Origin of the sequence: Variovorax sp. E3 (assembly GCF_016082275.1) — a bacterium.
GTDB lineage: Bacteria > Pseudomonadota > Gammaproteobacteria > Burkholderiales > Burkholderiaceae_C > Variovorax.
Genome location: NZ_MOWM01000177.1, coordinates 1 through 14,521, shown reverse-complemented (window position 1 = coordinate 14,521; position 14,521 = coordinate 1). Strand labels below are relative to the sequence as shown.

At 70.3% G+C, this 14,521-nt stretch carries 8 protein-coding genes and 5 pseudogenes; 9 read left to right on the top strand and 4 right to left on the bottom strand.

All coding sequences use genetic code 11. From position 1 onward, the window contains the following. Positions 1–356, top strand: a 356-nt coding sequence (locus BMG07_RS35330) for an AEC family transporter (protein ID WP_198088416.1), incomplete at its 5' end; no start/stop codon positions are given. A 4-nt stretch (positions 357–360) separates the two neighbouring features. Here the strand turns inward: BMG07_RS35330 and BMG07_RS35325 are convergent. Further along, the gene (locus BMG07_RS35325) at positions 361–1,032 is read right to left on the bottom strand and encodes a hypothetical protein (RefSeq protein WP_198088415.1); all 672 of its coding nucleotides are present in this window, start codon (positions 1,030–1,032) and stop codon (positions 361–363) included. Positions 1,033–1,336: 304 nt separating this feature from the next. On the opposite strand from BMG07_RS35325, the gene BMG07_RS35320 reads away from it, so the two are divergent. Continuing rightward, entirely contained in the window at positions 1,337–1,546 is a 210-nt protein-coding gene (locus BMG07_RS35320) for a hypothetical protein (RefSeq protein WP_198088414.1), read from the top strand. A 39-nt stretch (positions 1,547–1,585) separates the two neighbouring features. Here BMG07_RS35320 and BMG07_RS35315 read toward each other — a convergent pair whose 3' ends face one another. From BMG07_RS35315 to hemE, 3 genes and pseudogenes are all read right to left on the bottom strand, one after another. Continuing rightward, a complete protein-coding gene (locus BMG07_RS35315; protein ID WP_269759718.1) occupies positions 1,586–2,212 on the bottom strand; it encodes a hypothetical protein in 627 nt (208 codons plus the stop codon). A gap of 323 nt (positions 2,213–2,535) precedes the next feature. Next, a pseudogene (gene priA / locus BMG07_RS35310) lies at positions 2,536–4,634 on the bottom strand (primosomal protein N'). Positions 4,635–5,084: 450 nt separating this feature from the next. After that, positions 5,085–6,194 carry a uroporphyrinogen decarboxylase gene (hemE, locus tag BMG07_RS35305; protein WP_198088413.1) on the bottom strand — a complete coding sequence of 370 codons (1,110 nt, stop codon included), beginning with the start codon at positions 6,192–6,194 and terminating at the stop codon, positions 5,085–5,087. A 137-nt stretch (positions 6,195–6,331) separates the two neighbouring features. Here hemE and BMG07_RS35300 point away from each other — a divergent pair. From BMG07_RS35300 to BMG07_RS35265, 7 genes and pseudogenes are all read left to right on the top strand, one after another. Then, a pseudogene (locus tag BMG07_RS35300) lies at positions 6,332–7,941 on the top strand (GMC family oxidoreductase). Between the two features lie 79 nt (positions 7,942–8,020). Next, positions 8,021–8,827 carry an SDR family NAD(P)-dependent oxidoreductase gene (locus tag BMG07_RS35295; RefSeq protein ID WP_269759717.1) on the top strand — a complete coding sequence of 269 codons (807 nt, stop codon included), beginning with the start codon at positions 8,021–8,023 and terminating at the stop codon, positions 8,825–8,827. Between the two features lie 13 nt (positions 8,828–8,840). Beyond that, positions 8,841–9,938: pseudogene (locus BMG07_RS43415) on the top strand (MoaF C-terminal domain-containing protein); the annotation flags it as partial. A gap of 213 nt (positions 9,939–10,151) precedes the next feature. After that, complete coding sequence (locus BMG07_RS35280) at positions 10,152–11,654, top strand: aldehyde dehydrogenase (protein ID WP_198088412.1); 1,503 nt, start codon at positions 10,152–10,154, stop codon at positions 11,652–11,654. 38 nt (positions 11,655–11,692) lie between these two features. After that, positions 11,693–12,960 (top strand): annotated as a pseudogene (locus tag BMG07_RS35275) (ABC transporter substrate-binding protein). Positions 12,961–12,972: 12 nt separating this feature from the next. Beyond that, on the top strand, positions 12,973–13,842 hold the full coding sequence (locus BMG07_RS35270) for a branched-chain amino acid ABC transporter permease (RefSeq protein ID WP_198088411.1): 870 nt from the start codon (positions 12,973–12,975) through the stop codon (positions 13,840–13,842). Beyond that, a pseudogene (locus BMG07_RS35265) lies at positions 13,839–14,521 on the top strand (branched-chain amino acid ABC transporter permease); the annotation flags it as partial. The gene BMG07_RS35270 and the pseudogene BMG07_RS35265, both read left to right, overlap by 4 nt.

The window sequence follows — 14,521 nt, the reverse complement described above, 5'->3', positions numbered from 1 at the left end:
CGCTGCTGGCGCGCGAGCACGTGGCCAGCGCGGCCGTCGCGCAGGCCATGGGCACGGCAGCCCCGGTCGCGCCCAAGGCGCCGTGGGGCGACGTGCTGCCGGTGGTGGCCGTGAAGCTGCTGGCGCATCCGCTGCTGATCTGGGGCCTGGGGCTGGGCGCCATCGCGCTCGGGCTGCCGCTGGCACCGTCGGCGCTGACGGTGATGGTGCTGGTCGCGGCGCTGCCAAGCGCAAGCAATGTGTCGATGCTGGCCGAGCGCTTCGGCGCCGACAACGGGCGCATCGCACGCATCATCCTGTGGACGACGGTGGTGGCGTTCTTCAGTTTTCCGCTGGCGGTCGGGCTGCTGCGCTGACCCGCTACGGCGTCAGCACGCCGAGCTTGTAGGGGTCGGCGTCGGGCAGGCGCTCGCACTTCGAGAAGTCGCGGCCCTGCGTGCCGTCGCAGTAGTAGGTGTTGTAGATGCGCCCGAACAGCGACGGGCTGGCGGTGAAGAGCACGCCGTGCTCGGGCTGCCAGTTGTCCCTGGTGGGCGCTGGGGCGCTGGCTTCCACCGGCGCTGCGGTGGTGGTCGCGGCCACGGCCACCACCGTGGCGGAAGAACCGGAACCAGAACCAGGGGCGGAAGTCGTCGACACCGGCGCGGGCGTGAAGTCGGCCAGCGTCTTGTGGGCCTCGTCGCCGCGCCAGCGCACTGCCAGCTCGGCGGCCGTGGGCCGGCTCGCCACCGGCAGCATGATGCCGTTGACCTGCAGCCCGTAGCCGAAGCGATGGGTCTTGCCCGCCAGGAACGCGTAGGCGCAGGCGGCCATGCACTGGCCGCGAACTTCCGTCTGCACGCCGCTCGCGCGGATGGCGTCGGCAAAGGCGCCGGCCGCTTCGGCGGTGCCGCCGAACGAGTCTTCGAAGACCACGGTGCGGACCGCGCCGCTGCCCAGCTGCTCGATGAATTCCTTGATCGCGCTGCCGTCGAGCATGCCCGACACCACCAGCCGGCTGCCCTGCACCTCCAGCTCGGCCGCGGACGCCATGGGCGGGCCCAGGCCCCCGGCGAGGCACGCGAAGGAGAGAACCCAACCAGAGACAGATGGTGGTTTCACGACGACCCTTGAGACGAGCGAGCTTGTTTGGAACGCGCAAACCCGCGAAGAGTTCGCCCGCTGTTACAGCTTGTGCAGCGCGGCCCCGCGCCGTCAACTGTTTTTTCACAAATTTTCGGGTAGGCCAGGGCTGGCCGTAAGACATAGCGGCTGCTACTGCTTCAGTTGAATGCTTGAGTTTGCAGAAGCACTGCTACAGTGGTCGCAAGTCAAAGATGTGAATGTGGGGCGCGCAATGGCAATACTGGCTCGCATCCTGTTGTGGTTGGTCTGGCTCGCCGGCGTCGGCTGGCTCTGGCATGCCGGCAAGTTCGGCACCGCCACCGCCATTGCGCTCGCGGCGCTGAGCCTGGTGGTGTTCGCATGGCCCGCCAGCATCGCGCGGCGCCGGCACAACGAGCTGCGCTACGTCGACATGGGCAAGGAGCCCACGGGCTACCACTGACAATCGCGGTTTTGGGGGACGTCCGGCACGTCCGGCGCTTCAGGACGACGCCTGGCGCAGCCGCTCGAACTCGCGGTGCTTCATCGCGAGGTAGTCGTCGCGGTCCACTTCGTGCAGCTGCCGCGCATACTGCTCCGTCGCGTCGAACCACGCACCCAGGCGCTGGTCGAGCTGCCCCGTCGCGGGTGCGTCCAGGTAGCTGTCGATCGCCAGGTAGTAGCGCATGGTGTTGCGCTCGACCACGCCGCGCACGCCGCCGATGTAGCCGCCTTGCCCCTTGGGCGTGAAGCCCACCTTGTCGCTGCCCATCGTGGCCAGGTAGCCCTTCATCGCGAGCCGCGCGGCGGTGCCGTAGGCGTAGGCATAGCTCAGGTGAACGGCGGTCTTGCCCGCGTCGGCCGGCGTGGCCTCCAGCACGATGCTGTAGTCGCGCGTCGACAGCGGCCCGCTGGCCGCGCTCAGGCGCACGTTGAGGTAGTTGGCGTCGGCCTTGCCGAGCTTGTAGGCGAAGTCGATGGTCTGCGCGTCCGACAGCGGCTGGTCGAACTTGCGCCCGACCGCCACCGCGAGCCCGCTGCCGCCGCTTTGCACGGCGCAGTGCTTGGTGTTCAGGTGCAGCATCAGCACCTGGCACCACGCGGCCGGTTCGCGCAGGGCGCCGCTCACGCTGTTGAAGGGGTGGTCGACCAGCGCGTAGACGTCGCCGCTCAGGCGGTCGCGCCTCGTTCGATTCGAGCGTCAGTGGGCGCTTGAAGGCGTTGCGCGCCAGTTGCGGCGCCAATGCCTGGAGCTTGCCGCGCAAGGCGGGTGCGCCGTCGGCCGGCGCGGGTTGTGCCTGCTGGGCCGGCGCCACGGCGGGGGCCAGCACGAGCGCCGCGGCCAGCAGCAACGACAGCGGCGCGCGGCGGGCCGTGGCCGTGGGGGCGAATGAGGTGTTCATGCAAACCACCTTCGCGGGCTGCGCGAGGCTGCCTTGCAGGACAAACCGCTCAGATGCTGTGCGGATCCACGTCGACCAGCCAGCGGATCACGCCTTTTCCCTCGGGCGTGCGGCGCAATTCGTGCAGCAGCGGCTGCCAGCCCGCGAGCAGCTTCTGCAGCGCGCCGCGCGAGGGGCTTTCGATCAGCATCTGCGCGCGCTCCACGTTGGCCACGCGCTGGATCGCGAGCGGCACCGCCGGGTAGCGCGTGACGAGGTCCGCGCCCGGCAGCGCCTCGGCCTTGTCGGCCGCCGTGTTCAGGAAGCCCTGCGCCACCGACTGCTCGCGCGCGTCGGCCCGCAGCAGCGCCTGGAACGCGAACGGCGGCATGCCGGCGGCGCGGCGCTCGTCGAGCTGCTGCCGGGCGAACACCGCGTAGTCGTGCTGGCGCAGCGCCATGAACAGCGGGTGCTGCGCATGGTGCGTCTGGATCCACATCTCGGCCGTGGCGCCCTGCGAGGCCAGGTAGGCGGCGTCGCGGCCCGCGCGGCCGGCCGACTGCATCAGCAGGCTGAACAGCCGCTCGGGCGCGCGGAAATCGCTGGAGAACAGCGCGCCGTCGGGGTTCACCGCGGCCACCAGCGTGATGCGCCGGAAGTCGTGGCCCTTGGCGATCATCTGCGTGCCCACCAGCACGTCGACCTCGCCCGAATGCACGGCCGCCAGCTGCGATTCGAGCGCGCCCTGCTTCTTGGTGCTGTCGGCGTCGATGCGCGCGATACGCACCGCGCCGCCGTCGGGCCGCTTCACCTCGGCGAACAGCTCGGCCAGGTGCTCTTCGAGCCGCTCGGTGCCGCGGCCCACGGGCGCGATGTCGGGGTTGCCGCAGGCCGGGCAGGCGCGCGGCACGCGCTCGGTGAAGCCGCAGTGGTGGCAGCGCAGCGTGCGGTCGATCTTGTGGAACACGCGGTAGGCGCTGCAGTGCGGGCATTCGCTTTTCCAGCCGCAGTCGCCGCAGGCCAGCACCGGTGCGTAGCCGCGCCGGTTCAGGAAGATCATGCTCTGCTCGCCGCGCGCGATGCGCTGGCCGATGGCGTCGAGCAGCGCGCCCGAAATCACCGTCTTCGCGGGCTGCAGGTTCATGTCGACCAGCCGCACGGCCGGCAGCTCGCCCGCGCCGATGCGCGAAGGCATGGCCAGCCGCACGTAGCGCCCGCCCGGGTCGTCGCCCTCGGCGGGCCGGCTCTGGTGCCAGCTCTCGAAAGAGGGCGTGGCCGAGCCGAGGATCACCTTGGCCTTTTCGCGCTGGCCGCGCCACACCGCGAGGTCGCGCGCCGAATAGCGCGCGCCCTCTTGCTGCTTGTAGCTGGGGTCGTGCTCCTCGTCGACCACGATGAGCTGGAGCCCCGGAATCGACGCGAACACCGCCATGCGCGTGCCCAGCACGATGCGCGCCGCGCCGCTGTGCGCCGCCAGCCAGCTTGCCAGGCGCTGCGGGTTGGTCATGCCGCTGTGCAGCGACACCACGGCCTCGTCGCCGAAGCGGGCCTTGAAGCGGGCCTCGAGCTGCGGCGTGAGGTTGATCTCGGGCACCATCACCAGCGCCTGTGCCTGGGCATCGCGCGCCAGCAGGTCGGCCACGCAGCGCAGGTAGACCTCGGTCTTGCCGCTGCCGGTGCTGCCGACCAGCAAAACGTGCCGCTCTCGGCCTCGATGCGGGCCAGCGCGGCGGTCTGCTCGGCGCTCAGCGCGATCAGGTTGGCGGACTCGGCCGTCGGCGCCACCGGCCCGGCCGTGGTCTTGCGCTTGAGCCGGCGCGCCAGCTGCGTCGTGCTCAGGTCGCGCAGTTGCGGCGGCAGCGCGGCCAGCGCGATCTCGCCGATCGAGCGCTGGTAGTAGCGCCCGGCAAAGGCCACCAGGTCGCGCCAGGCCTCGCCCAGCGGGGCCAGCGCGTCGAGCGCGGCGCCCACGGGCTTGAGCACCATGTCGGGCGCGGCGCCGTCCAGCGACACCGGCGCGTTCCACACCACGCCCAGCACCTCGCGCTTGCCCAGCGGCACCCGCACCAGCGTGCCGGGCGGCATCGGCTCGGCGCTGGCGTAGCTCAGCAGGTCGCCCAGCGCGGCGTGCGCGGGCGTCTGCACGGCGATGTCGAGCCGCCAGGGCAAGGCCGGCGGACTACCGTTCGTCGGTTGGCCGGGCTCGTCGAGGGGCAGGGCGGCGGTGGCGATGAGGGTCCTTCTTGGCACGGTTTGTTAATGCGACTTTGAACAACTGCACTTAAGTCGTTGATTTTTCAGCGCTTTGGAAGCCATCCAGAGTTTCTGTGGATAACTTTGTTGACAACAGGGCTCGACACGCTGGCGAGCCTTGAAAATCAAGGCTCTCGCTGGATTGCCCGGAAAAAAAGCAAAATTCAAATCCTATATAAATCAACAACTTAGCGTCGCTATCGCTTTGGGAGCAAACAAGGTGACCCCCCGGACAATCTTGCGCAGTGCAGCACGGGTTTTGTGCATAAGTCAGACCGATATGCCGTTTTTGCGCTTGACAAACAGCAAGGGACCGGGTTTTGGGGCCGTCGGCGCCTGCGTCCGAGCGGCCCGCCTGCAACAGTTTTAACCGCGCAGCGCGCGCGACTGTGCGTGCACCGCCTGCACCAGCGCCGCCACGTGGTCCGGCGGCGTGAACTGGCTGATGCCGTGGCCCAGGTTGAAGATGTGGGTCGGGCCTGGGGCCGTGCGGTCGGCGTGGGGCTTGCCGAAGGCATTCAGCACCTTCGCCACCTCGGCCTCGATTTGGGCGGGCGGCGCGAACAGCACGTTGGGGTCGATGTTGCCCTGCAGCGCCTTGGCCTTGCCGTCGGTGCCCTCGGCCACCTGCTTGCGCGCGGCGCCCAGGTTCACGGTCCAGTCCACGCCCAGCACTTCGCAGTCGAGTTCGCGCATGGCGTCGAGCCACAGCCCGCCGCCCTTGGTGAACACGATGCGCGGCACCGGCTGGCCGTCGGCGCCGGTGCGCTTCAGGCCGGCCAGCACGCGGGCGGTGTAGGCCAGGCTGAATTCCTGGAACGCGCCGTCGGCCAGCACGCCGCCCCAGCTGTCGAACACCATCACGGCCTGCGCGCCGGCGTCGATCTGGGCGTTGAGGTAAGTGGCCACCGAATCGGCATTCACGGCCAGCACGCGGTGCATGAGGTCGGGGCGGCTGTAGAGCATGCCCTTCACGAGGCGGTAGTCGCTGGAGCCCGCGCCTTCGACCATGTAGCAGGCCAGCGTCCACGGGCTGCCCGAGAAGCCGATCAGCGGCACGCGGCCGTCGAGCGCCTTGCGGATCGAGGCCACCGCGTCGAACACGTAGCGCAGCTTCTGCATGTCGGGCACTTCGAGCGCGGCCACGGCGGCCTCGTCGCGCACCGGGCGCGCGAAGCGCGGGCCTTCGCCGGCCTCGAACGACAGGCCCAGGCCCATGGCGTCGGGCACCGTCAGGATGTCGGAGAAAAGAATGGCCGCGTCCAGCGGGTAGCGCGCCAGCGGCTGCAGCGTGACCTCGGTCGCGTAGTCGGTGTTGGTGGCCAGCCCCATGAAGCTGCCGGCCTTGGCGCGCGTGGCCACGTATTCGGGCAGGTAGCGGCCGGCCTGGCGCATCAGCCAGACGGGCGTGTGGTCGGTGGCCTGGCGCCAGCAGGCCCGCAGGAATGTGTCGTTTTGCAATGGGGCGAAAGGCATGCCCCATTGTCGCAGGGACCCCCGCATTGACCGACAGCGCATTTTGAGTAGCACCAACCCGCCCCGGTGATCCACGGCGCGCCGCAGCCGCGAGCATCCGCTGCGACAACAACTTCGGCGAATGCGGGACAACGAACATGGCGCAACAGGTTTTCGACTTCGTGGTGGTGGGGGCCGGCTCGGCCGGCTGCGTGCTGGCGCACCGGCTGGTGCTGGCGGGGCGCAGCGTGCTGCTGCTGGAGGCCGGCCCGCCCGACAACGACCGCTTCATCCACATGCCCGCCACCTTCGTGCGCGTGATCGGCACCGAGCGCACCTGGGCCTACGAGAGCGAGCCGCAACCCGCCGCCGGCGGCCGCAGGATGTTCGTGCCGCAGGGCCGCACGCTGGGCGGCGGCAGCTCGGTCAACGCCATGGTCTACATCCGCGGCACGCCCGCCGACTACGACGGCTGGCAGGCGCAGGGCTGCGAAGGCTGGGGCTGGCGCGACGTGCTGCCGTGGTTCCGCAAGGCCGAGTCGAACGCGCGCTTCGCCTGCGGCCTGCACGGCACCGGCGGGCCGCTGAAGGTGAGCGACACGCGCTATCGCCACCCGCTGAGCCTGGCCTTTCTGCGCGCGGCGCAGCAAAGCGGCCTGGCCTACAACGACGACTTCAACGGCGCCGAACAGGCGGGCGTGGGCTTCTACCAGACGACCACCTTCGAGGGCCGGCGCGCGAGCACCGCCGCCACCTATCTCGCGGCCGTGCGCGGCAACCCGAAGCTCACGGTGGTCACCGGCGCGCACGTGATGCGCGTGCAGACGCAGGACGGTGCCGCCACCGGCGTGGTCTACCGCACGGGCCCGGGCGGCACCGGCGAAGACATCGTGGCCACCGCGCGGCAGGAGGTGATTCTGTCGGCCGGCGCGCTCGCCTCGCCCAAGCTGCTGATGCTGTCGGGCATCGGCCCCGGCGCGCAGTTGCAGTCGCTCGGCATCCAGGTGGCGCGCGACCTGCCCGGCGTGGGCGAGAACTTCCAGGACCACCTGGAGGTGTCGGTCTACGGCCGCACGCGCGAGCCGATCAGCCTGCTGGGCAACGACCGCGGCCTCACCGCGCTCAAGCACGGCCTGCAGTGGACGCTCTTCAACACCGGCCTGCTCACCTCGAACGTGGTCGAAAGCGGCGGCTTCGTCGACACCACCGGCGAAGGCCGGCCCGACCTGCAGTTCCATGTGCTGCCCGTGCTGGTGGGCGACGTCGACCGCGAACCGCTGGCGGGCCACGGCCTGTCGATCAATCCCTGCTTTTTGCGGCCGAAGTCGCGCGGCAGCGTGCGACTGCGCAGCGCCGACCCGATGGCGCCGATCCTGTTCGACGGCGGCTACCTGCAGGCACCCGAGGACGTCGCCACGCTGGTGCGCGGCGTGAAGCTCGCGCGCCGCATCCTGCGCGCGCCGGCGCTGCGCGAGCTGGTGTCCGAGAGCTTGCGCCTTGCGCCGCCGAAGACATGGCCGACGACGCCATCGAGGCCTACGTGCGCCAGCGCGCCAAGACCGTCTACCACCCGAGCGGCACCTGCCGCATGGGCCGCGAAGGCGGCGACGGCATGGCCGTGGTCGATGCGCGCATGCGCGTGCACGGCGTGGCCGGGCTGCGCGTGTGCGACGCCTCGGTGATGCCCTCGCTGGTCAGCGGCAACACCAACGCGCCGACCGTGATGCTGGCCGAGCGCTGCGCCGACTTCGCGCTGTCGGACAACTGATGCTGCGCGTTCGGTCAATCGCAGGTGCGCGCCCGAACCTAGAGTCGATCAAGACAAAAGACACAAGGAGACAGAGCGAATGAGTTCCACAGGTTCCATGGCCGGCAAGGTCGCGTTCATCACGGGCGGCGGCACCGGCATCGGCGCGGCGGTGGCCGCGCAGTTCGTCGCGGCGGGCGGTCGCGTGGTGTTGATGGGGCGGCGCCTTGCGCAGCTCGAAGCCGTTGCGTCGAAGCTCGACGGCCTCGCCGTGGCGGGCGATGCCGCCAGTACCGCCGACGTGCGCCGCGCACTGGCCCAGGCGAAAGAAAAGTTCGGCCGCGTCGACGTGCTCGTGGCCAACGCGGGCGGCCACGGCGTGGGCGACGCGCTGTCCACCGACGACGCCTCGTGGGCGCTGTCGACGCGCCTGAACCTGGACACCGCTTTCGTCTGCGCGCGCGAGCTGCTGCCCGAGCTGATCGAGCGGCGCGGCAACATCGTCGTGCTGTCTTCGCTCGCGGGCCACTTCGCGGGGCCGGGCGTGATCGGCTACGTGACGATGAAGCACGCGCTCATCGGCCTCGTGCGTTCGCTGGCGCGCGACTACGGCAAGCAGGGCGTGCGCGTGAACGCGGTGTGCCCCGGCTGGGTGCGCACCGAGATGGCCGACGAGCAGATGCAGGTGCTCGTCGACAAGTACCGCCTGGCCGATGCCGACGCGGCCTACGACCTCGTCACGCGCGACGTTCCCATGGGCCGCGCCGCCAGCCCCGAGGACGTGGCGAACGCCGTGCTGTTCCTGGCCTCGCCGCTGGCCGCGATGGTCTCCGGCAGTTCGCTGATGGTCGACGGCGGCGCCAGCGCCGTGGACCTTCCCACCATCGCCTTCGCGCACGACGCCTGAGGAAGAAGACGCCATGAGCACAGACAACGCCACCACCAAGCCCGCCGACTGGAAGACCTACGACCAGTTCGCCCTCGGCATCGCCACCAACCGCCTGCCGCCCACCGACGCGCTCTCGGGCCGGACGCTGGTGCTGGCCCTGCCTGACTTTCGCCTCACGCTGAAGCCGCGCGCGCAGCACACGCTCGACTGGCACGAAGAAGGCGCACGCAACGGACAGGGGCAGGGCGACTGGTACGAAGCCATCGAAGTCGCGCCCGACACCTTCTTCCTCGACATCACGCAGGCCAGCCGCCCCACCGAGGCACTCACCGTGGTGTTCAACGCGCGCACGCGCCGCGTGCTCGCCATTCGCTGCCGCATCGTGAGCGCCGAAGAAGCCGCGGGCCAGCCGCGCGTGCCGCAGGACTTCTGGCCCGGCACGCTCGAAGGCGGCGGTGGCGGCGCTGGTGCCACGGGCCCCGTGCCGCACGCCACGCGCGACCTCATCGGCCTGCGCACCTGGCAGATCTACAGCCCCAACCACACCTACGAGCACACCTACCTGAGCGCCGAGCGCTACGCCTGGCAATGCCTGGTCGGCGTGCAGCGCGGCCACGGCGACGTCGACCTCGCGAGCTACTGGAAGTTCGACGACGAGCAGTACGTCTTCACCTTCCGCGAGTTCCTGATTCCGGTGGCGTCGGTGTTCTTCTTCGACTTTGCGCGTGGCCGCTCGACCGGCAAGTTTCTCGGCGTCACCGGCGCCGGCGAAGTCGCCAACAACCCTGCCGGCGCCTTCATGCGCAAGGCTCGCAGACCTTCTACCCGCCCGAGTTCGGGCCGGTCTGATCCCTCTTTTTTCTCTTTCCTTTTTCGCTGTCACACCCAGGAGTTTTTCTTCATGCGCACGCCCCACCAGATCGTTGCCGATCACTACGCCGCCTCCGACCGGCAAGACCTCGACGCCATGTTCGCCGACGTGGCCGAGGACGTGCGGTGGACCGAGATGGCCGGCTTTCCCTGCGCCGGCACGCACGTCGGCCCGGCGCAGGTGATCGAGAAGGTCTTCAAGGCGCTGGGCGCCGAGTGGGAGGGCTATCGCTTCGTGCTCGAACGGCTGGTCGACGGCGGCGACACCGTGGTCGCATCGGCGACTACCACGGCCGCAACCGCGCCACCGGCAAGACCATGCACGCACGCGTCGCGCATGTGTGGCAGGTGCAGGGCGGCAAGGTGCGCCGCTTCGAGCAGTTCACCGACACGCTGCTCGTCGCGCGCGCCATGCCGTGAGCGACGGCGGCACTTTCTTCTTCAACGCAACGCATTGCCCCGGAGCCCTTTCATGAATCTGCGAGACCTGTCGATCGAACACCTCGGCCAGGTGGGCCTGCTGGCGCAGCGCCGGCGCGGCAACCACATCGACGGCCGCGAGACGCCGCCCGCCGGCGGCGGCTACCTGCCCGTGGTCGACCCCGCCACCGAGATGACCGTGGCCGAAGCGCCCGACAGCGACGCGGCCGACGTGGACGCGGCCGTGGCCAGCGCGCGCCGCACCTTCGAAAGCGCCGCGTGGCGCTCGCTGCGCCCGGCCGACCGCGAGCGCATGCTGTACACGCTGTCGACCCTCATCGAGGCGCACGCCGACGAACTCAGCGCGCTCGAGACGCTGCAAAGCGGCAAGCTGCGCGGCATCGCGCGCATGGTCGACGTGGGCGCGGGCGCGGAGTTCGTGCGCTACATGGCGGGCTGGGCCACCAAGCTCGAAGGCCAGACGCTGGACAACTCCATCGGCATTCCAGGCCCGCAGTGGGTGACCTACACGCGGCGCGAACCGGTGGGCGTGGTGGCGGCCATCGTGCCGTGGAACTTTCCGCTCGCCATTGCGCTGTGGAAGGTCGCGCCCGCGCTCGCGGCCGGCTGCACCGTGGTGCTCAAGCCGTCGGAAGAAACGCCGCTCACCGCGCTGCGGCTGGCCGAGCTGGCCATCGAGGCGGGCTTTCCGCCGGGCGCGCTCAACGTGGTGTGCGGGCGCGGCGCCACGGCCGGCGCGGCGCTCGCGCAGCACCCCGACATCCGCAAGATCAGCTTCACCGGCTCGACCGCGGTGGGCCGGCAGATCGGCCATGCGGCGGTCGACAACATGGCGCGCTTCACGCTCGAGCTGGGCGGCAAGTCGCCGCTCATCGTGCTCGACGACGCCGACCCCGTGGCGGCGGCGCAGGGCGCGGCCAACGGCATCTTCTTCCACCAGGGCCAGGTGTGCACCGCGGGCTCGCGCGTGTACGTGCAGCGCGGCATCTTCGACCAGGTGGTGGCGCAGCTCGCGCGGGCGGCCGAGGGCCTGCACATCGGCTCGGGCTTCGACGCGAAGACGCAGTTCGGCCCGCTGGTGTCCAAGCGCCACATGGACCGCGTGATGGCGCACATCGACGGCGCGGTGGCCGAGGGCGCGACGCTCGTCACCGGCGGCGCCCGCGCGTTCGACGGCGGCTGCTTCGTGCTGCCGACCGTGTTCGTCGACGCGCAGCCGTCGATGCGCATCGTGCGCGAGGAGGTGTTCGGCCCGGTCGCCACGGTCGTGCCCTTCGACGACGTCGAAGACGCGATCCGCCTGGCCAACGACAGCGCCTACGGCCTGGCCGCCAGCGTGTGGTCGAACAGCCTGTCGGCCGTGCACCGCATCGTGCCGCGCCTGCAGGCGGGCGTGGTCTGGGTCAACGCGCACAACGTGCTCGACAACGCGCTGCCGCTGGGCGGCGTGAAGCAGTCGGGCTGCGGGCGCGACCTGGGGCGCGCGGCGGTCGAGAGCTTCACCGAGCTCAAGAGCGTGTGCATGGCGGTGTAGCCGCACGGTTTCGATCACAAGAAAAGGAGACATCCATCATGAAGAAGATTCACAAGAAGATCGCGCTGTCCTTCGCGGCCGGCGCCATGGGCCTGGCGGGCGCGGGCGGCGCATGGGCGCAGGCCAGCCCCGACTGCGGCCTGAACACCGGCAAGCCCGCCACGGGCGAGCCCATTCCCGTCGGCGCGGTGGTCGGCAAGACCGGGCCCGACGACTTCAGCGCCTCGGGGCAGGCGGCCGCCGCGTACTTCAAGTGCGTGAACGCCAACGGCGGCATCCACGGCCGGCCGGTCGACTACATCGTGCTCGACGACCAGTGGAACCCCGAGACCGCCGCGCAGGTGGCGTCCAAGCTCGTGAAGGACCGCAAGGTGGTCGCGCTCGCGGGCAGCACCAGCTTCGTCGAGTGCGGCGCCAACGCCAAGATGTACGCCGACGAGGGCGTGATGGTCATCGCCGGCACCGGCGTGCCGCGCGAATGCTTCAACGCGCGCAACTACGTGCCGGTGAACGCGGGGCCGCGCGTGTCGGCCACCATCGCCGCCATGTACGCCGCGCAGAAGTACAAGGCGAAGAAGATGGTCTGCATCATTCCGAACATCCCGAGCCTGGGCAACTGGGCCTGCGAGGGCCCGAAGGAGTGGGGCAAGAAGAACGGCGTGGAGGTCGAGACCATTGCCATCGACCCCGGCTCGGCCGACGCCACCTCGACCATGCTGCAGGCCGCCGCCAAGAAGCCCGACACCATCATCATGAACGTGCCCAAGGGCATCCTGGTGCCCATGCTGGCCGCGGCCGAGCAGCAGAACATCGGCAGGAAGATCCACTTCGTGTCGGCCGCGCGGCCTACAACACCGACGTGCCCAAGGCCATCGGCCCCTACTGGAAGGGCAACTTCGACGTCAACCTCGAGTTCAACCCGCTCGAGTCGGCCGGGCCCGACAACAAGAACTGGCTCGCGGTGATGGACAAGTACGGCGCCAAGAGCGACCCGCGCGACACCTTCTCGCAGGGCGGCTACGTGGCCGCGCGCATCGTGACGCAGGCGCTGCTGAAGATGGACCCGAAGAAGATCGACCGCGCCGGCGTGACCGACGCGCTGCGCAAGGTCAGCGACTTCAAGAGCGACATTCTCTGCAAGCCCTTCTACGTGGGCAACGGCAACCGCCACAACGCCAACAACAGCGGCCCGGTCGCCAGCCCCGACGGCAACGGCTGGCGCTTCGCGCCCGGCGGCTGCCTGACGGCGGACGACCCGGAGCTGGTCGACATCCGCGCCGACGAGCAGAAGATGGGCCTGAAGTAAGCGCACCCGGCCATGGAGGACTACCTGCCTTTCGTCATCTCGGGCCTGGGCCTGGGCGCGGTCTACGCGCTCTCGGGCGTGGGGCTGGTGGTGCTCTACCGCTCGTCGGGCGTGCTGAACTTCGCGTTCGGCGCCATCGGCGCGATCGGTGCCTACGTGGCCTGGTCGATGCTCCAGGCCGACTGGCCGCAGGCGCTCGCATGGAGCGCGGCCGTCGTCACGTCGATGCTGCTGTCGCTGGCCTACGGGCGGCTGCTGGCGCCGCGCCTGTCGCACCGCGACCCGACCATCCGCAGCATCGCCACGCTGGGCTTCGCGCTGGTGGTGGTCGGCTTCACCGAGTGGTACTGGGGCGAGCAGCCGCGCCGCCTGGTGCTGCCGACCGATGCGGGCGCGATCGACTTCGTGCTCGGCGAGGTCGAGGTGCGGCTCACGCACACGCGCGCCCTGGGGCTCGCACTGGCCGTGCTGATGATGGGCGGCGTGGGCCTGCTGCTGTCGAAGACACGCGTGGGCCTGAAGATGCGCGCGCTGGCCAACGACCGCGACCTGAGCGCGCTGCTGGGCATTCGCGTGCTCGGCGTCGACACGGTGGCCTGGATACTGAGCGGCGCCTTCGCCGGCGTGTGCGGGCTGCTGCTGGCGAACATCGTGCGGCTGCAGGCCACGCTGCTGACCTTCCTGGTGATTCCGGCATTTGCCGCGGCCATCATCGGGCGGCTGCATTCGCTGCCGGCCACGGTGGCGGGCGGCATCGCGATCGGCGTGCTCGAAGCGCTGGCGATCACGGTGCCGGGCTTCGCCTCGTTCCGCACGGCCACGCCGTTCCTGATCGCGCTGGCCATGATCGTGTTCTATCGCACGGGGACGCGGCAGGCATGAGCGCTTCATCGACCCTTGCCGGCGCGGTGCCGGTTCCGCACACGCAGGCGCCGCCCGCCGCGCTCGCGCAGGCGTCGCGCCGCGCGCGCATTTCCCTGGCCGTGATGGTGGGCTGCGTGCTGCTCATCGGCCTCGTGGTGCCGTGGCTGGCCAATGCGTACTGGATCAAGACGCTCACCTCGTCGCTCGCGCTGTCGATCGCGGCGGCCGGCGTGGCGTTGCTCTACGGGCAGCTCGGGCTGGTGTCGCTGTGCCAGTACGCGCTGCTGGGCGTGGGCGGCTGGATCGCGCTGCGCGCGGGGCACGGGCTGGGCTGGCCCTTCGAGCTGTCGGTGCTCGCGGGCGGGCTGCTGTCGTGCGGGGTGGGCATGCTCGCGGGGCTGCCCGCGCTGCGCTTGAAGGGGCTGTACCTGGCGCTCGTCACCATGATGATGGCGGGTGGCTTCCAGGTGGTGATCAACGTCATGGGTTTTCCCGACGGCGGCGCCGGCTGGCTGGGGCGCGTGTTCGGCAGCGAGCGGCTGATGATGCCCCGGCCCGCGCTGGCGCTGTCCGATGCGGCGTACTTCCGCTACGTGGCCGTGTGGCTCGCGGCGGTGCTGGCGCTGATCGAGCTGCACCGCCGCACGCGCGCCGGGCGCTCGTGGGCGCTCATTCGCCGCGGCGAGGCGGCGGCGGT